Origin of the sequence: Caulobacter sp. Root655 (assembly GCF_001427665.1) — a bacterium.
Lineage (GTDB): Bacteria > Pseudomonadota > Alphaproteobacteria > Caulobacterales > Caulobacteraceae > Caulobacter.
This window is the reverse complement of the sequence record NZ_LMHC01000024.1, coordinates 346,917-364,295: the sequence shown is the minus strand read 5'-3', so window position 1 is coordinate 364,295 and position 17,379 is coordinate 346,917. Positions and strand designations below refer to the sequence as shown.

Annotated in this window: 18 protein-coding genes; 13 read left to right on the top strand and 5 right to left on the bottom strand. The window is 70.1% G+C overall.

Annotated elements, in window-relative coordinates:
- Window positions 1–20 precede the first annotated feature (20 nt).
- From ASD79_RS19470 to ASD79_RS19455, 4 genes are read left to right on the top strand one after another with little or no spacing between them, the layout of a single operon-like run.
- Window positions 21–1,322 carry a replication-associated recombination protein A gene (locus ASD79_RS19470; protein WP_056724680.1) on the top strand — a complete coding sequence of 434 codons (1,302 nt, stop codon included), beginning with the start codon at window positions 21–23 and terminating at the stop codon, window positions 1,320–1,322.
- Complete coding sequence (locus tag ASD79_RS19465) at window positions 1,319–2,092, top strand: hypothetical protein (RefSeq protein WP_156400588.1); 774 nt, start codon at window positions 1,319–1,321, stop codon at window positions 2,090–2,092. Before ASD79_RS19470 ends, ASD79_RS19465 begins: the two co-directional genes overlap by 4 nt.
- Window positions 2,089–2,907, top strand: coding sequence for an RluA family pseudouridine synthase (locus ASD79_RS19460; RefSeq protein ID WP_056724675.1), 819 nt, complete (start codon window positions 2,089–2,091; stop codon window positions 2,905–2,907). Before ASD79_RS19465 ends, ASD79_RS19460 begins: the two co-directional genes overlap by 4 nt.
- A gap of 20 nt (window positions 2,908–2,927) precedes the next feature.
- Window positions 2,928–3,428 (top strand): hypothetical protein, encoded by a 501-nt coding sequence (locus ASD79_RS19455; protein WP_056724673.1) that lies wholly within the window; start codon window positions 2,928–2,930, stop codon window positions 3,426–3,428.
- A 28-nt stretch (window positions 3,429–3,456) separates the two neighbouring features.
- Here the strand turns inward: ASD79_RS19455 and ASD79_RS19450 are convergent, their stop codons facing one another.
- The gene (locus ASD79_RS19450; protein ID WP_056724671.1) at window positions 3,457–4,701 is read right to left on the bottom strand and encodes a hypothetical protein; all 1,245 of its coding nucleotides are present in this window, start codon (window positions 4,699–4,701) and stop codon (window positions 3,457–3,459) included.
- A 346-nt stretch (window positions 4,702–5,047) separates the two neighbouring features.
- Between ASD79_RS19450 and crcB the strand changes: the two genes are divergently transcribed.
- Both crcB and ASD79_RS19440 read left to right on the top strand, forming a co-directional pair.
- On the top strand, window positions 5,048–5,434 hold the full coding sequence (gene crcB / locus ASD79_RS19445) for a fluoride efflux transporter CrcB (protein ID WP_056724669.1): 387 nt from the start codon (window positions 5,048–5,050) through the stop codon (window positions 5,432–5,434).
- Window positions 5,431–6,420 carry an RluA family pseudouridine synthase gene (locus ASD79_RS19440; RefSeq protein WP_056724667.1) on the top strand — a complete coding sequence of 330 codons (990 nt, stop codon included), beginning with the start codon at window positions 5,431–5,433 and terminating at the stop codon, window positions 6,418–6,420. Before crcB ends, ASD79_RS19440 begins: the two co-directional genes overlap by 4 nt.
- Window positions 6,421–6,527: 107 nt before the next feature.
- Here the strand turns inward: ASD79_RS19440 and ASD79_RS19435 are convergent, their stop codons facing one another.
- Complete coding sequence (locus tag ASD79_RS19435) at window positions 6,528–7,799, bottom strand: DUF1501 domain-containing protein (protein WP_056724665.1); 1,272 nt, start codon at window positions 7,797–7,799, stop codon at window positions 6,528–6,530.
- A complete protein-coding gene (locus ASD79_RS19430) occupies window positions 7,796–9,193 on the bottom strand; it encodes a DUF1800 family protein (protein WP_156400587.1) in 1,398 nt (465 codons plus the stop codon). The genes ASD79_RS19435 and ASD79_RS19430 overlap by 4 nt, the downstream gene beginning before the upstream one ends.
- Before the next feature lie 91 nt (window positions 9,194–9,284).
- Between ASD79_RS19430 and ASD79_RS19425 the strand changes: the two genes are divergently transcribed.
- Complete coding sequence (locus tag ASD79_RS19425) at window positions 9,285–10,010, top strand: ATP12 family chaperone protein (RefSeq protein WP_056724662.1); 726 nt, start codon at window positions 9,285–9,287, stop codon at window positions 10,008–10,010.
- 149 nt (window positions 10,011–10,159) lie between these two features.
- Window positions 10,160–11,692 (top strand): acyl-CoA carboxylase subunit beta, encoded by a 1,533-nt coding sequence (locus ASD79_RS19420; protein ID WP_056724660.1) that lies wholly within the window; start codon window positions 10,160–10,162, stop codon window positions 11,690–11,692.
- Window positions 11,693–11,708: 16 nt separating this feature from the next.
- Here ASD79_RS19420 and ASD79_RS19415 read toward each other — a convergent pair whose 3' ends face one another.
- Both ASD79_RS19415 and ASD79_RS19410 read right to left on the bottom strand, forming a co-directional pair.
- Complete coding sequence (locus tag ASD79_RS19415) at window positions 11,709–12,206, bottom strand: DUF2199 domain-containing protein (RefSeq protein WP_082585034.1); 498 nt, start codon at window positions 12,204–12,206, stop codon at window positions 11,709–11,711.
- A gap of 1 nt (window position 12,207) precedes the next feature.
- Window positions 12,208–13,041 carry an RsiV family protein gene (locus ASD79_RS19410; RefSeq protein WP_056724656.1) on the bottom strand — a complete coding sequence of 278 codons (834 nt, stop codon included), beginning with the start codon at window positions 13,039–13,041 and terminating at the stop codon, window positions 12,208–12,210.
- A gap of 135 nt (window positions 13,042–13,176) precedes the next feature.
- Here ASD79_RS19410 and ASD79_RS19405 point away from each other — a divergent pair, with 135 nt between their 5' ends.
- The 5 genes from ASD79_RS19405 (at window position 13,177) to ASD79_RS19385 (ending at window position 17,357) form a co-directional block, all read left to right on the top strand.
- A complete protein-coding gene (locus tag ASD79_RS19405) occupies window positions 13,177–13,701 on the top strand; it encodes a hypothetical protein (protein WP_056724654.1) in 525 nt (174 codons plus the stop codon).
- A 177-nt stretch (window positions 13,702–13,878) separates the two neighbouring features.
- Window positions 13,879–14,733 carry a polyprenyl synthetase family protein gene (locus ASD79_RS19400; RefSeq protein ID WP_235524531.1) on the top strand — a complete coding sequence of 285 codons (855 nt, stop codon included), beginning with the start codon at window positions 13,879–13,881 and terminating at the stop codon, window positions 14,731–14,733.
- A complete protein-coding gene (locus tag ASD79_RS19395) occupies window positions 14,730–15,671 on the top strand; it encodes an ABC transporter ATP-binding protein (RefSeq protein ID WP_056724650.1) in 942 nt (313 codons plus the stop codon). The genes ASD79_RS19400 and ASD79_RS19395 overlap by 4 nt, the downstream gene beginning before the upstream one ends.
- Window positions 15,668–16,876, top strand: a complete 1,209-nt coding sequence (locus ASD79_RS19390) for an ABC transporter permease (protein WP_056724648.1) — start codon at window positions 15,668–15,670, stop codon at window positions 16,874–16,876. The genes ASD79_RS19395 and ASD79_RS19390 overlap by 4 nt, the downstream gene beginning before the upstream one ends.
- Window positions 16,877–16,883: 7 nt before the next feature.
- A complete protein-coding gene (locus ASD79_RS19385) occupies window positions 16,884–17,357 on the top strand; it encodes a sterol desaturase family protein (protein ID WP_056724646.1) in 474 nt (157 codons plus the stop codon).
- Window positions 17,358–17,379 lie beyond the last annotated feature (22 nt).

Genomic DNA, 17,379 nt, shown 5'->3' with positions numbered 1-17,379 from the left:
CGATTAAGTAAACCTACCCCATGTCCGATCTTTTCCAAGCCGCCGGCCTGACGCCCCATGCGCCCAGCCCGCTGGCAGACCGCCTGCGACCCCAGACCCTCGACGAAGTGGTGGGCCAGGAACACCTGCTGGGCCCCGACGGCCCCATCGGCCGGATGGCCGCGGCTCGTCGCCTGGCCTCGATGATCCTGTGGGGGCCGCCCGGCACCGGCAAGACCACTATCGCCCGCCTGCTGGCCAAGGCCGGCGGCTACGAGTTCATGCAGATCTCGGCGGTGTTCTCCGGCGTCGCAGACCTGAAGAAGGCCTTCGAGCAGGCCCGCATGCGCCGCCAGGCCGGCCAGTCCACCCTGCTGTTCGTCGACGAGATCCACCGCTTCAACCGCGCCCAGCAGGACGGTTTCCTGCCGTTCGTCGAGGAGGGCATCGTCACCCTGGTCGGGGCGACGACCGAGAACCCGTCGTTCGAGCTGAACGGCGCTCTGCTGTCGCGCTGCCAGGTCTTCGTGCTCAAGCGCCTGGACGAGGAGGCGCTGGAGGCCCTGCTGGTCAAGGCCGAGGCCGCCGAGGGGCGGAAGCTGCCGCTCGATCCCGACGCTCGCGCGACCCTGGTGGCCATGGCCGACGGTGACGGCCGCTATCTGCTGACCCTGACCGAGACCCTGCTGGCCGTCGGCACGGACACGCCGCTCAACCCCACCCAGCTCGCCCAGTTCCTACAGAAGCGCCGCCCGGCCTACGACAAGAACCGCGAGGAGCACTACAATCTCGTCTCGGCCCTGCATAAGTCGGTGCGCGGCAGCGATCCGGACGCGGCGCTCTACTGGCTGGCGCGGATGCTGGAGGGCGGCGAGGACCCGCTGTTCATCGCCCGCCGCCTGGTGCGGATGGCGTCGGAGGACATCGGCGCGGCCGACCCGCTGAGCCTGCTGCTGACCACCGCCGCCAAGGACGCCTACGACTTCCTCGGGTCGCCCGAGGGCGAACTGGCCCTGGCCCAGGCCGTGGTCCACATGGCCAGCGCGCCCAAGTCCAACGCCGTCTACATGGCCTACAAGGCCGCCCGCCGCGCCGCCAAGGAGACCGGCAGCCTGCCGCCGCCGGCCCACATCCTCAACGCCCCGACCAAGTTGATGAAGACGCTGGGCTATGGCGACGGCTACGCCTACGACCACGACGTCGAGGGCGGGGTCTCGGGCCAGAACTATTTCCCCGATGGCATGGCGCGTCCCAGCCTGTATGAGCCCAAGCCGGTCGGGGCCGAGGCCAAGGTCAAGGAACGGCTGGACGCCTGGAACCGCCTGCGGAGAGACGGCAAGTGAAGCTTACACCCGCGGTCCGCGTGACCGCCGCGCTCTGCCTGATCCTGCTGGCGGTGGGCGGGCTGCTGCTGTGGCTGGCCGCCGTCACGCCCTGGCACAGCGACTCCAAGGCCTATTTCGCCGAGTTGCACGCCTTGCGCGGCCTGCTCTATTTCGGCGAACCGCAACTGGCCGACTTCAAGCAGGCCACGGCCCGGTTCGGCGTGCTGCAGGCCAAGTACGCCACCCACAAATGGCTGTACGCCGACCTGGCCTATAGCTGCCTCAGCCTGGCGGCCTTCGCGGCCGTCGTCGCGGGCCTCGTGGCGCGGTTCGGGACGCGGTTGCTGACGACCCAGCGCAACGCTCTGATCGTCCTGGGCATAACGTTCCTGGCCCTGTTGGCCACCCTGGCGGGCCTGGCGGCCGATCCGCTGCATCGGATGTATCGCGAGCAACTGCCGGAGTGGTCGGACGCCATCGCCATCCCGCTGGCCGGCGCGGTGGTGGCGATGATCCCCATCGCCCTGGTCACCCTGTTGCTGGTCGTTACGCCCCTGGTCGCCCGTCGCCGGGCGCGCGGACCGCTGCTGGTCCTCAGCCGGCCGCCGCACTGGCGGGCCTCGATGGCCAACCTCGTCCATGTCTTGCCGCTGGCCTTCGCGGTATTCCTGTTGACCAGCTTGGCCTCGCGCGGCGGCTGGGCCTTGGCGCCGGCCGGACTGCTGTTGCTGTGGCTGTTCCTCAACGCGCGCGCGCTGTGGATCGCCCCCAAGGAAGAGCCGGCATGAACCGTCCGCCCCGCCGTCCGCCGCTGGCTCCCAAACCCAAGGCCTCCGACACGCCCGTCGTCCTGACCGAGGCGGAGGTCGCGTTCACCCGATCGCTGGTGATCCACGAGGACGACAGCGTCTTCGTGCTCAACAAGCCGGCGGGCCTGTCCAGCCAGGGCGGTCGCATCCAGGCCCATACCCTGGACGACCTGCTGTGGGCCCTGGCCCGACGCGACCGGCCGCGGCCGCGGCTGATCCACCGCCTGGACCGCGACACCTCCGGCGTGATCCTTACCGCCCGCACCAAGCCGGCGGCGACCTTCCTGGGCAAGGCCCTGATGGGCAAGCGGTTCCGCAAGACCTATCTAGCCATCGTCACGCCGGGCGCGCCCGATCCGCGCGGCGGCCAGATCGACGCGCCCCTGCGCCGCGAGTCGATCGGTCGCGAGGCCTATATGCGGGTCTGCGAGGAGGGCCACCCGGACGCCGAGACCGCCCGCAGCCGCTACAAGACCCTGGCGGCGGGGGAGGGCGCGGCCCTGGTCGAGCTGAGCCCCGACACCGGCCGCATGCACCAGTTGCGGGTTCACATGGCCTCGATCGGCCGGCCGATCGCCGGCGACAGCCGCTACGGCGGGGCGCTGATGCTGGGCGGCGCGCCCGTGCCGCGCCTGATGCTGCACGCCGCCAGCCTGGTCTTCCCGCATCCCGAGGGCGGCGAGCGGCGGATCAGCGCGCCGATCCCGGACGACATGCGCGCGATTCTGGATAAGCTGGGCCTTGCCGTTCCAGACCGGCAGGGGCCGGAACGCCAGCGGCCGGACGCCCGTTAAGCCTGGCAGGAGATGTCGTCATGAAGCCGCTGATCGCCTTGGCCTTTTCCGCCGCTCTGCTGAGCGCCTGCGCCACCGCCGCCCCGACCCTCTATGGCGCGCAGACCGCGCCGCGCGCGGCGGGCTATTCCGAGTACCGGTTGGAGGCCGGTCGCTACCGCGTGACCTTCCAGGGCAATCCCGGCGCGCCGGTCAACCAGGTGTCGGACTACGCGCTGCTGCGCTCGGCCGAGCTGGCGCTGCGCGACGGCTATGACTGGTTCCGCGTCGCCGACCGGGTGACCCAGAGCACCGGCCAGGGCGGAGGCTCGACCCTGTCGATCGGCGGCGGTTCGGGCAGTTACGGCCGCAGGAGTTCTGTCGGGGTGGGGCTGGGCACCAGCTTCAACCTCGGTCCCGGTCCCGCCGTCAGCAGTTCGATGGAAGTGGTGTTCGGCAAGGGCGCCAAGCCGAGGGACCGCGACGTCTACGACGCCCGCGACATTGTCCGGACCGTGGGGCAAGGCCGGGCGGCGATCTAGCCGAGCCTCGAAGGACGCAGGGCGTGAGCTACCCGACCGCCTTCTTGGCGGCGGTCGCCGGGATCGGGTGCGAAGCCCGCAGCGCCGCGTGGGTCAGGCCAGCCGTCTCGGCGGCAGCGAAATAGCCCTCGGCGGGCAGGCCTTGCAGGGCGACCATCGGGGCTAGGCCCTTGGCGTCGCGGCCGAACGCCATGATCTCGGCGGCGATCTTCTCGGCCGGGCCGGACAGGTCGCTGGCGTCGAGGGTCAGGCCGGCCAGGCGGGCGTCGCGGAGCACGCGCAGCGCTTCCTTTTCGGGCGGCACGCGGGCGATGACGCCGCGCGTCAGGGCCTTGAGCAGGCCGACCACTTCCAGCAGACGCCCGGCGGGCGTGCCGCGCGTGACGTCGACCAGTTCCATCATCACCCCGCCGCGCAGCAGGGCCAGGGACAGGCCGCTGGTGCCGGTCAGCATGTCGCGGCCGCGCTGGGTGCCCAGGGTGCGGAACGAGGCCGGCACGATCAGGTCGGGACGGTCGTGGCCCTGCGAGGCGCGGGCGAAGACGGCGGCGAACTTCAGGGCCGCCTCGTCGATGAAGGCGGCGTCGCGGTCGGGCAGGCGCGAGACGGCGCGAGCGCTGATCTGCTTGCCCGAACCCAGGTGGGTGACGACCGGCTCGATGCGCACGGCTGTGGCCACGTTGCGGCGCAGGCTGATCATGTGCTCGAGGGTGAAGTCGACGCGCAGGGCCGCGCCGCCGCCCGTGGTGAAGGCCACCGGGGTGCGGCGGGTCTCTTCCAGCGGGTCGATGTCGAAGCGGATGGGCGAACGCGTCGAGTCGCGGCGGGCCCGGGCGGCCAGGACCACGGCGGCGTCGATCGGCCGGCAGACCACGCCGTTCGCCTCGACGCCGATCACGGCGCGCACGCCCAGATCCGACGGCTCGGCCGCGCCCAGCAGGTGGGTCAGCACGTCCTCGAGGATGCGCACGCTGGTGGCCTGAGCCGCCAGGCCCTGGTCGTTGTTCATGGCGATCAGGAAGTCGTCTTCGCCGATCCGGGCGCGCAGGTCGGCGCGGTCCAGGTGTTCGGCCAGCTTGCGCTCGACATAGGTCCAGACGTCGACGCGCTTCTTGTCCCACCAGTCGCCGGCCCAGCGGCGGATGGCCTTGGTGCTGATGATGTTGACCGAACCACGGGCGATCAAATCCGACCCCGCCAGCCTTTGCAGCACGGGGGCGCTGAGCGTCAGGCGCTCGTGGCGATCGTCGTTTTGGCTCGAATCGAAGGGCATGTTCGCCTTGGGGCGTGAGGAGGCTCCAGCATGCCCTTCATACGCTTAACAGTCGGTGCAAGAATACAGTTTCCAAACGCGGTTACCGCAAGTCGCTCAAGGGTTAAGCACGCTTCTACAGTATAGCTTAGTCTGCGATTTACTTGGGCGCGGGGAGAGTTCGGGCGGACTGCAGAGCACGGAAATCAGTCAATCCGACGGCCCCAGCGCCGGGCGGCGGGCCTGGACCGTTAAGGGTGTTGTCGGCGATCCCGCTGAAGGCGCCGGCGGGCCTTGCCGACGCGACTAGGGCGCCGCCGGTCCGACCGACTTGGCGTTCGGGCCCGCTCGGCGCATAAGGGGCCCAATGACCAAACTTTTCCTCGTAGCCGCCGGTGGCGCCATCGGCGCCGTCGCCCGATATCTGGTGGGCGTGCAGACCTTCCGGCTGTTCGGGTTCAACTGGCCCTACGGCACCTTCACCGTCAATCTGACGGGCGGGCTGCTCATGGGGGCGTTGGTTTCCTGGCTCGCCCACCGCGGCGGCGCCAATCAGGAGCAATGGCGCGTCCTGCTTGGGGTCGGCGTGTTGGGCGGTTTCACCACCTTTTCGGCCTTTTCGCTGGAGACCGCGCTGATGATCGAGAAGCGCGCCTACGCCCAGGCCTTTACCTATACGACCGCCAGCGTGATCCTGTCCGTGGCGGCTGTTTTCGCGGGCCTCTTGATCGCCCGCAGGATTTTCGCGGCATGAGAGAAGTACGCACCCTTTATGTGGACAACGGCGAGGACGGCGTCCGACTGGACCGCTGGTTCAAGCGCCGCTGGCCGCATCTGAACCACATCCAGCTCAACAAGCTGTTCCGCTCCGGCCAGGTGCGAGTCGACGGTTCGCGGGCCAAGGCCGACACCAAGCTGGCGGCTGGCGCGCAGATCCGTGTGCCGCCGCTGCCCGACGCCCCCGATCCGAACGAGAAGCTGGCGCTGTCCAAGCGCGACATCGCCTTCGCCAAGTCGCTGGTGCTGTACGAGGACGAGGAAGTCCTGGCGCTGAACAAGCCCGCCGGCCTGGCCGTGCAGGGCGGCACCAAGACCACCCACCACATCGACAAGCTGCTCAGCGCCTGGGGCGAGGGCGTCAACCGGCCCAAGCTGGTCCACCGCCTGGACCGCGACACCTCCGGCGTGCTGCTGCTGGGCAAGACCCCCGGCGCGGCCGCCAAGCTGTCGGGCGCCTTCGCCCGGCGTCGCGCCCAGAAGACCTACTGGGCCATCGTCGCCGGCAACCCGCACCCGACCGAGGGCGTCATCGAGCTGCACCTGGCCAAGCGCGGCGTGGGCGACCGCGAACTGGTCGTGCCGGCCGAGCCCAAGGATCCGGACGCCCAGCCGGCCGAGACCGAATTCGTCTCGATCAGCCGGGCCGGCCCCCGGGTCACCTGGATGGCCCTGCGCCCGCACACCGGCCGCACCCACCAGCTGCGCGCCCACATGAAGGCCATCGGCCACCCGATCCTCGGCGACCCCAAATATAGCGACGAGAAGGCGTTGCAACTGTCGGAGGGCCTGAAGCTGCAACTTCACGCCCGCTCGATCCTGTTGCCCCACCCGACGGTCGGTACCCTGGCCATCGAAGCGCCGCTGAGCCCCGAGATGAAGGCCGGCTTCGCCAAGTTCGGCTTCTCGGAAGACGAGGCCGAGTACGACCCCTTCGCGCGGCGGCAGGTGAAGCGGCGGTAGGTAGGACGCCCTGGACGACGCCGCCAGCCTGCCGCCGGCCCAGCGCGAGCGGCTCGACGTCGCCCGTCGCATACCCTCCCCGCAAGGGGGAGGGACGGGGCGCTGGGCTAAACCAACCCCGTAACCATCTTCGCCCCTGCGCTGTCGGGAAACACCGTCCCTTCCAGCGCCGCGCGCTCGACGCCCATGTGCTCGTTCAGCACGCCCTTGAACAGGCCACGCAGGTCCAGGCTGGGCGTCACGTCGCGGTTCTCGAACAGCGCCGTCTGTTTCAGGGTCGGCCAGTCGCCGATGATCCCGCCGCGCTTCAGGCCGCCGCCCAGCACCAGGGCGGTCGAGCCCGTGCCGTGGTCGGTGCCGCCGGTGCCGTTGACGCGGGCGGTGCGGCCAAACTCGGTGGTGACCACCACCACGGTGTTGCTCCATTCCGCGCCCAGCCCGGTGTTCAGCCCGTCGAGGACGGCGTCCAGGTAGGACAACCGGCTGTTCAACTGCCCGACCTGGCCGGCATGGGTGTCCCAACCGTCCAATGAGATCGCGGCGATGCGCGGCCCGCCCGGCTGGACCATGAAGCCGGCCAGGGTCGCGCCCAGGGACCGCGCGGCCTCGCGGCCTTGCTTCGGGTTGGGGGCGGCCGGGACCATGGTTTGCGCGCCCATCATGTTTGGCGGCATGGACGCCTTGTCGGCCGAGGCCGGAATGACCTTGGGAGCCGGAGGCGGCATCGCGGCCTGGGCCATGGCCTCGGTCTCCAGGCCACGCGCGAAGGCTGGGCCCATCAGCGGGTCGGCCTTGTAGATGTCCTGCAGCAGGGTCGGCAGGCGTGCGGTCTCGTCGACGCCCGGGCCCGGCGACCAACTGGCGGCCTGGACCTTGCCGCGCAGGATCAACGGGGCGGTGGCGCCGACCGACAGGCCCTCGACCTTGCGAGGGCCCATCACTTCCAGCGTGCGGTTCAACCAGCCGGAACCGACGCCGTAGACCTGGGCGGCGCCGGTCTCCAGCACGTCCTGGGCCTCGAAGTGCGAGCGGGCCCGGTCGGGGCTGGCGATGGCCGGGGCGATGCGGGCCTGGCCCTTCAGCGCCAGGGCGTGGACCGAGGTCAGGGCGGGGTGCAGGGCGAAGGTGGAATCCAGCTTCAGCGCCTGGTCGGCGGGCACGGCCACGTCGCCGCGTAAGCCTGCGTAGTCGGGATCGCCGACCGGCGGGCTGACGGTCAGGCCGTCCATGCCGCCTCGGCAGATCACCACCACCATCTTGCGCGTCGACAGGGGGCCGTCGGCGGTGGCGAAGGCCGATCCGCCCAGGAAACTGACCGAAAGGCCGATGCCGGCCAGCAGGGACCGCCTGGAGAGATGGGGGGAAGGGAGCGCGTTCATCGGCGTTGGAACTCCGGACTCATCAGCAACAGGGCCATGGCCTCGCGGCGGGTCTCGGCCCGGGCCACGGCCTTGGCGACGGGCGGGGTGAGGCGGGCGCCCAGGGTCGATTGGGCGAATTCGACGGGGTCGAGGCGGTCGGCGGCCTGGGCCGCGAAGGCCTCGCTGAACCGTAGGCGCTTGATCAGGGCGTCGGGCGCGCACCAGACCTGGGCCTCCTCCGGCCAGCCCTTGGGCGAGGGGGCCGAGAACGGCTTCTGGCCCAGGCCGGTCAGCACCGGCGCCAACTTGCCGATCGCCTGGGGCTGGCCGCCCACCGACCGCCAGGTCGAGATCGCGAACTCGTAGGGCATCTTGAACTTGGCGGGGGCGGGGTCCCAGGACTCCGGCGCGTTGACCAGCGCGCGGGCCAGGTCGTCGAGCCGCCCGCCGCTGTCGTTGAAGCTCTTCTCCAGCCGGGCCACCAGGGCCGGCGGGGGATCGTCGCCCACGAAATGGACGGCCAGCTTGGTCGCGACGTGACGGGCGGTCTGGGGGCTGGCGGCCAGGTCGCGCATCACCGCCAGGGCCTGGGCCTGGCCATCCTGGCCATAGCGCCGACCCATCACCGTCCGGGCGCCGGGCTCATGGGCGTTGTCGCGGAACAGGAACTGGAAGGCGCGTTCCTCCTGCGGCCGGCCGATGCTGAAACCGGTCATGGCCCGGGCGAATTCGGTGACGTCGGCCTGGCTGTAGCCGGCCTCGACGCCGACCGTGTGCAACTCCATGATCTCCCGGGCCAGGTTCTCGTTGAGGCCGCCGCCCTTCGCCCGCCGCTGCATGTAGGCGCCCGCCTTGCTGTCGGGACCGATCGACTGGGCCTGGTCCAGATAGAGCAGCATGGCCGGGTGGGTGGACGAGGCGACCAGCAGGTCCTCGAAGCGGCCGAACACGTGCGGGCGGATGGCCTCCTGCTCGAACGGCCCGATCACCGTGCCGGTGATCTGCTTGGTGGCCGAGACGGTGAAGTGGTTGGCCCAGAACAGCGCCCAGCGCTCGCGGAACGCCGCATCGGTGGTCGAGGCCAGCTGAGCGCGGGCCAGGAAGTCGCCGCCCGTGTCGTCGCGCAGCATCTTCTTGGCGTCCTTGAGCGGATCGGGCTTGGGATTGCCCCCCACCTCGCCTTGAGCGGCCTTCGCGTCGCGCTTCTGCATCTGGTAGTCGCGGAAGTCGGACAGCCGTTGAGCCGAGCCCTCGGCGCCGGCCTGCGGCTGGTCGGCGCCCTGGGGACGGATCTGGGCGGTCAGGAAGCCGCGCGGGTCGCTTCGCGCCGCCGCGATCTCGCCGGGGCGTGCGCCCAGGCCGAAGCGGGTGGCGGCGATGGCGGCCATCATGTCGGTCGGAGGCAGGCTCAAGCCGTCTCTCCCTTGCGTCGTGGGCGTTGTTTGCCCATTCAACGCGCTGGACGCGTTTCTTTGATGTCCGGATTGAAAAGAAGATCACGCCTTGGCCGACAAGCCCGACCTGCTGCATCGCCCCCGCCGGTTCTACAAGGCCGCGACCATCGCGCCCCACGAGGGCGGTTTCGCCGTGCTGCTGGACGGCCGCACGCCCAAGTCGCCGGCCAAGGCGCCGCTGGTCCTGCCCACCCAGGCCCTGGCCCAATTGGTCGCCGACGAGTGGGAGGCCCAGGTCGAGGTCATCGACTCCACGGTGATGCCCGCCACCCGCCTGGCCTTCACCGCCATCGACCGCATCCGAGAGACCCGCGCCGAAGTCGCCGCCGAGGTTGCGGCCTATGCCGGCTCCGACTTGCTCTGTTACTGGGCCGATCACCCGACGCCGCTGGTCGAGCGCCAGAAACGCGACTGGGGCGGCATGCTGGACTGGGCCCGGGCCGAGCTGGGCCTGAACCTGCAGCCGGTCAGCGGCGTCATCCACACGGCCCAGCCGCCGGCCGCCCTGGCGTCCGTCGAGGCGCTGGCCCTGACCATGGATGACTTCACCCTGGCCGGGGTGGCCTATGGTGCGGGCCTGCTGGGCTCGACCGTGCTGTCCCTGGCGCTGCGGGCCGGGGCGGTGACCGGCCAGCGGGCCCTGGACCTGTCGCGGCTGGAGGAGACCTTCCAGGCCGAAACCTGGGGTCAGGACGCCGAGGCCGTCGCCCGCGCCCAGGCCCTAGCCGTGGAAGCCGAGGTGCTGGAGCAATGGTTCGCGGCGCTGCGGCGGTGAGAACCATCGCCGTCCACGTCCCGGCGAGCGCGGCCTAGGGCGTTGCTGCACTGCCGCAACGGATGCCTTGCCACGGAGGGCTCGCGCCATTAGGCGTCGGTCCATAAGGTAGGGAATTCTACCCAGTAAGAGAGCAGGGGAGCGTCCGCGTGCAGCACATTCTCGAGGAACTGGATCGTCGTCGCGAGCAGGCCCGGGCCGGCGGTGGCGAGAAGCGCGTGGCCGCCCAGCACGCCAAGGGCAAGCTGACCGCCCGCGAGCGCATCGACCTGCTGCTGGACGAGGGCTCGTTCGAGGAGTTCGACATGTTCGTCGAGCACCGTGGTGTCGAGTTCGGCATGGCCGAGCAGAAGGTGCCCGGCGACGGCGTCGTCACCGGCTGGGGCACGATCAACGGCAAGGTCGTCTACGTCTTCTCCAAGGATTTCACGGTGTTCGGCGGCAGCCTGTCGGGCGCCCACGCGGCCAAGATCGTCAAGGTCCAGCGCCAGGCGATGAAGATCGGCGCGCCGATCATCGGCCTGTTCGACGCCGGCGGCGCGCGCATCCAGGAGGGCGTCGACAGCCTGGCCGGATACGCCGACATCTTCCTCGAGAACGTCATGGCCTCGGGCGTGGTGCCGCAGATCAGCGTGATCATGGGCCCCTGCGCCGGCGGCGACGTCTATTCGCCGGCCATGACGGACTTCATCTTCATGGTGAAGGACACGAGCTACATGTTCGTGACCGGCCCGGACGTGGTCAAGACCGTCACCAACGAGGTGGTCACCGCCGAGGAACTGGGCGGGGCCCGGGTGCACGCCAGCAAATCGGGCGTGGCCGAGGGGGCGTTCGAGAACGACCTGGAAGCCTTGACCCAGGTGCGCCGGCTGATCGACTTCCTGCCGTCGTCCAACCGCGAGACCACGCCCGAGCGCGAAAGCTTCGACGAGCCCTATCGCGAGGAGCCCAGCCTCGACAGCCTGATCCCCAGCGATCCGGGCAAGCCCTACGACATGAAGGAACTGATCCTGAAGATGGTCGACGAGGCCGACTTCTTCGAGATCAGCAGCGAGTGGGCCAAGAACATCGTCTGCGGCTTCGCCCGCATGGACGGCGAGAGCGTCGGCATCGTCGCCAACCAGCCTCAGGTGCTGGCCGGGGTGCTGGACATCGATAGCAGCCGCAAGGCCGCCCGCTTCGTGCGGTTCTGCGACGCCTTCAACATCCCGATCATCACCCTGGTGGATGTGCCCGGCTTCATGCCCGGCACCAAGCAGGAGTACGGCGGCCTGATCAAGCATGGCGCCAAGCTGCTGTTCGCCTATGCCGAAGCCACCGTGCCGAAGATCACCCTGATCACCCGCAAGGCCTATGGCGGGGCCTATGACGTGATGAGCTCCAAGCACCTGCGCGGCGACTTCAACTATGCCTGGCCCACCGCCGAGATCGCGGTGATGGGGGCCAAGGGCGCGGTCGAGATCATCTTCCGCCAGGAGGCCAAGGACCCGGTCGCCCTGGCCGCCCGCGAGGCCGAGTACAAGGAGCGCTTCGCCAACCCGTTCGTGGCCGCCTCGCGCGGCTATATCGACGACGTGATCATGCCGCACGGCACCCGCCGCCGCATCGTCCGGGCGCTCAAGAGCCTGCGGGGCAAGGAACTGACCAACCCCTGGAAGAAGCACGACAATATTCCGCTCTAGAGGCGGAACATCCTGACTAAAGCACGCCGTTGTCGTGCAGGTAGCGGAGTACGTAGTCTAAGGTCACCCCCTCCCGCTGCTGGATGGCGAGGGGGTGATCCGTTGGCTCCAGGACGATAGTCGGTCGTTGCCGGTTATCCTGCGGAACCACGTGGCAGGCCAACCCCTGTGTGTCGGGGTAGCCCGCCAACCGATTGGAAAACCAGCCGAACATTTCACCGAGCTTCGATTGGTCCTGATCGTCGAACGTCTCCACGTAGCGCCAGAAATTCTCCGCGCTTAACGTGCTCCAGACCCCGAACTCGAATACTTCGCTGTCGGAATCGACGATCGGGATTTTCAGCACGCAGCGAACGAAGAAGTGCTCTTCGCGAAACGCGCAGAAATCATCGCTCAAACGGAAGTCCCGCGCGCGCTCCTCTTCCGTCGCTTCCAACCATAGGCCGGGAGCGCGACAAGTAGAGGCCGGCAGTCCCTCATGAGTGACGCCGCATTGGCTGCAAATATAAGACAATCTACTTCACCACATCCATCGTCACGCTCAGCGTCCCATCCGGATTGCCCGGCGACTTGGGCGCGCCGCCGAAGGCGCCGGCATAGGCCGGGGCCAGCAGGGCCTGGAAGGTCGAGGCCGGGACGGTGACCTCGTAGTCGCCCTCGGCATAGGGGCCGACCACGTAGGGGTCGATGATCGCGGTCAGGCCGCCGATCTTGCCCGGCGTGGTCGAGGGGGTCAGCACCAGCACGGTTTCGGACCATTTGGGACAGGCGAACATGTCGTTCAGCGGCACGGCACCCTCGCGGTGCGACTTGGCGGCGCCGACCGCGTCGCAGATCGCCTTGTCCAGCACCTTCATGTCGGCGTCGGGACGGAACAGGGCCTTGGTCTGGATCTCGCTGTTGCTGGCGGTGTTCCAGAGCAGGGTCGAGCCGCCATGGTTGGGATGGGCGCCGCCGGTGTCCTCGAACCACAGGGCGCGTAAGGCCACCAGCGGCGCGGCGTCGGCGCTCAGGAACCATTGGCTTTGCCGGCCATAGGCCCGCCAGGGGTAGGATCCGTCCGACGCCTTGCGGTCGGCCTGGGCCTTGGCCGCGAAGGCTTTCAGGCCCGCGACCTCACGGTCGTAGAGCAGGGCGTGCAGGGCGGGGAAGCGGGCGATCTCGGCCGGCAGGCGCAGGGCGACCTTGGCGGCGTCGTCGGACTGGTCGAAGGCCAGGGGGCGGGCGGCGGGAGCCGGGGCGGCGGGCGCCGTCGGAGCGGCCGGGGCTTGCGGCGCCTCGGCCGGCTTGCGGTCGCAGGCGCCGAGCGCGGCGACCAGGGCGAGGGCGGCGAGGGCAGGGGTCTTCATCAGGCTTCTCCAGGCAGCGCGTCACCCCGAAAGCACAACCTGCCTTGCCGCGTCGGGATCGTCCATGGGGTGTGAAGCGTCGCCATTCGCGTCGAACGCGGCTACAGGGGCGTTGGGCTGACAGGGGAGCGGATGATGAAGCGCTGGGGACTTTGGCTGCTGCTGGGCGCGAGCGCGGCGGTGTTGGGGGCCTGTTCGACCACCACGGCGCCGATGGGCTTGACCGCCGGCCGGGCCGAGGACGCGGCCTCGTCGCCGCCCGCCAACATGGTCTGGAACTATCGTGAGGGCCTCGGCGGCAAGGTGCATCTGAGCTACGGCGTGCCCGACAGCGACATCGTCGGGATCATGTTCGACTGCCGCCGTCAGGCGCCGGCCGTCGGCTTCGTCACCGACCTGGAGAAGGGCAAGCCCGGCCCCGGCGCGGTGCGGTTCCGGTCCGCCAAGGCCGAAGGGCGCTACGTGGCGCGCCTGCAGCGCTCGGAACTGACCGGCGGGTGGGACGCGATGGGCGAGATTCCGCTGGCCGATCCGGTGCTGGCCAGTTTCGAGAAGACCGGCGCGATCGCCCAGGTCGAGGACCATGTCTACCCCCAGAACGCCCGCTCGCCGGACGAGCGGGCCAACATCAAGCGGTTCTTCGGGTTCTGCCGGGGGTGATGGTCCTCCCCCACCGTCGGCTTCGCCGACATCTCCCCCAAGGGGGAGGACTGGACCTTTAAGTTGACGCCCGCCGAGGGCGCCTTCAAATGAGCGGGCCCGCGTCGGGGCGAGAAGAACACGGTCGCAACTCGCGAGATGGACGACCACGCCGCTTTTCCGCAGAGATTTGAAGCCTTGCGCGTCGGCGTCGACCGTCGGCTGGCCGAACTCGCGCCGCCCGTCGGCTCGGCGCCGGACCGCCTGGTCGAGGCGGTGCGCTACGCTCTGCTGGCGCCGGGGAAACGTTTTCGTCCGATGGTCACCCTGCTGGCCGCCGCCGAGTTCGGCGCGCCGGAGGGCGCGGCCCTGGATGCGGCCTGCGCCTTCGAGATGATCCACGCCGCCTCGCTGATCCTCGACGACCTGCCGTCGATGGACAACGCCGGCCTGCGCCGGGGCCTGCCGACCATCCACCGGGCCTTCGACGAGGCCACGGCGATCCTGGCCGGCGTCGGCCTGCTGAACCAGGCCTATGCGGTGATCGCCGCCGACGCTGGCCTGCCGGGCCCCCTGCGCGCCGACCTGACCGCCCGCGCCGCCCAGGCGGTGGGGTTCTCCGGCCTGATCGCCGGCCAGGCCCGCGACCTGTTCGATCGTGAGAAGCTGCGCGACCAGGCCACGCTGGACCGGCTGAACCACGAGAAGACCGGCGTGCTGATCATCGCCGCCGCCCAGGGCGGAGCGGCGATCGCCGGGGCGTCCGTGACGGCGGTCGAGGCCGTCGGCCTGTTCGCCCGCCACGTCGGCCTGGCCTTCCAGATTCGCGACGACCTGATCGACGCCCAAGGTTCGGCCGAGGCGGCCGGCAAGGATGTCGGCAAGGACGCGGCCATGACCACGGTGGTCTCGACCCTGGGCCTGGCCGGCGCTCGCCAGGCCATGGAAGGCCACCTGGCCAGCGCCGCGAACGCCCTGGCCGGCGTCGGTTGCGGCGACCTGCTGGGCGCCTATGTCGGCGGCCTGTTCGCGGGGCGCAAGGCGGCGGCGTGAGTCCAGATCCCATTCTGACGGTAAAGGGCGCGGTCCACGCCTATGGCGGCAAGCCCGTGCTGCGCGACGTCGACCTGACGCTGCGGCCCGGCGAGATCTATGCCCTGCTGGGTCCGAACGGGGCGGGTAAGACCACCCTGATCCGCACGATCTGCGGCCGCATCCGACCCGACAGCGGCGAGGTGCTGCTGAACGGCCGCGACCCGGCCCGGGTCCCCACCGCCCGCGCGGGCCTGGGCCTGGTCCCGCAGGAGATCGCGCTCTATCCGAACCTGACGGTGGCCGAGAACCTCCAGACCTTCGCCGTCCTGGCCGGCACGCCGCGCAAGGCCGTGGCCGCCGCCGTGCGACGCGCCCTGGAACTGACCCGTACGGTCGATCGCGCCCATGTGCCGATCAAGCACCTGTCGGGCGGCTATCAGCGCCGGGCCAACATCGCCGCCGCGATCGTCCATGAACCCTCCCTGCTGATCCTCGACGAGCCGACCGTCGGCGTCGACATCGACGCCCGGGAGGCGGTCGACGTGGTGATCCGGGGCCTGCGTGACCTGGGCGTCGCCGTGCTGATGACCACCCACGACCTGGAGCAAGCCGGGGCTCTGGCCGACCGGGTCGGGTTCCTGCGCGAGGGCCGGATGGTGCTGGAAGGCGAACCCAAGGCGCTGGTCGCCGAAGCCTTCGGCGCCCGGATGGAGATCCTCGTCCACCTGACGACAGAGGCCGACCCCGCCGGCGAGGCCCGCTTGGCCCAGGAGGGGCTGGAGCGCACGCCCCGGTCGCTGGTCTGGTCGCGGCTCGACGCCGACGGCTACGCGGCCGCCGAGCGGCTGGACAAGCGTCTGCGCGAAGCGGGGTTGGCGCCGAGCGAGATCCGGGTGCGAGAGCCGTCGCTGGCCAACCTGTTCACCCTGCTGGCCGAGCGGAAGCAGGCGGCATGAGCGCTCGCCTGCTGATGATCGTCGCCATGGTGCGGGTCATGGCGCTGGAGCTGTGGCGCGACCGCGGCGCGCTGATCATGACCTTCCTGCTGCCGCCGCTGGTGTTTCTGATCTTCTCGTCGGTGTTCGCCGGCACCACGGGCGAGAATATCCAACTGAAGCTGGCCGTGGCCGACATGGCCAGGACCGAGACCTCCGCGCGATTGACGACGGCGCTGGTCAAGTCGCCCGACATCCGCGCCGAGGTCGTTTCTCCGTCCACGGACAGCGAGGTGCGCCGCCAGGTCAAGGCGGGACAGGCCGACGCCGGGCTGGTGATCCGCACCGACCCCGCCGGGCCGGGCAAGCCATTCCTGATCGTCGCCGATTCCAGCCGCGCCGTGGCCGCGCCCCTGACCCAGGCAAGGGTCCAGCAGGTCCTGGCGGCCGCCTTGCCCGACGTCGCCCTGCGCCGCACGGTCGACCAGGTCGCGCCGGCCCTGGGTTCGTTGACGCCCGCCCAGATCGCCCGGGTCGACGCCGCGGCGCGGGCCCTGCGCAAGGCTCCGCCCAGGACCGACACCAGCCTGTTCGACCGCGAGGAGGTCAAGGACGTCAAGACCGGAGGCGGGGTGATCGCCTACTACGCCGGGGCGGTGATGATCCTGTTCGCCCTGTTCTCGGCCATGCAGGGCGCGCTGGGCCTGATGGAGGAACGGCGCACCGGCGTCGCCGATCGCCTGCTGGCCGGGGTGGCCGGCATGGGGCCGGTGGTGACCGGCAAGTTCCTGTTCCTGGTCGCCCAGGGCCTCGTCCAGGCCGTGACGATCTTCGCCACCGCCCAGCTCGTCTACGGCGTGGCGGTGGTCCAGCACGCGGCCCTGTGGCTGCCGACCACCCTGGCGGCCTCGGCCTGCGCGGCGGGGCTGGCGCTCGGCCTGGTCTCGATCTGTCGGACACGCGACCAGGCGCAGATGTTGTCGACCTTCGTGATCCTGGTCCTGGCGGCGGTCGGCGGCAGCATGGTGCCGCGCTTCCTGATGCCGCCCTGGCTGCAACAGGTGGGCTGGTTCACGCCGCACGCCTGGGCCATCGAGGCCTATCAGGCCATCCTCTGGCGCGACGCCGGGGTCGGCGCGGTGTATAAGGCCTGGGGCGTGCTGACGGCCATCGGCCTGGTCGGCCTGGGCCTGGCCCATGTGCTGGCCCGCCGGTTGCGACGGTAGGAGAACGATGCAGATCCTCGGCCTCGACCTGGCCCTGTTCCTGGCGGCCCTGGCCTTCATGGAAGGCTTCGCCTGGTTCACGCACCGCTACGTGATGCACGGCTTCCTGTGGGTGTGGCACCGCTCGCACCACGAGCCGCGCACCGGCATGTTCGAGCTCAACGACCTGTTCGCGGTGGTGTTCGCCGCCCCGGCCATCGTGGCGATCTATTTCGGCGTACACGGGATTCCGTGGCTGCTGCCGATCGGGTTGGGCGTCACGGCCTATGGCGCGATCTACGCGGTGTTCCACGACGGCATGGTGCACCAGCGGTTCAAGGTGCCGCTGGGCAAGTCGCGGTACTGGCGGCAGTTGATCCAGGCGCACCGGATCCATCACGCGGTGCATACGAAGGACGGGGCGGTGTCGTTCGGGTTCCTGCTGGCCCGGCCGGTGCGGGAGCTGAAGGCGAAGCTGCGGGATAGGGGCGTGGGGGTTTAGGGCGTCTTCGGACTTGCCCCCA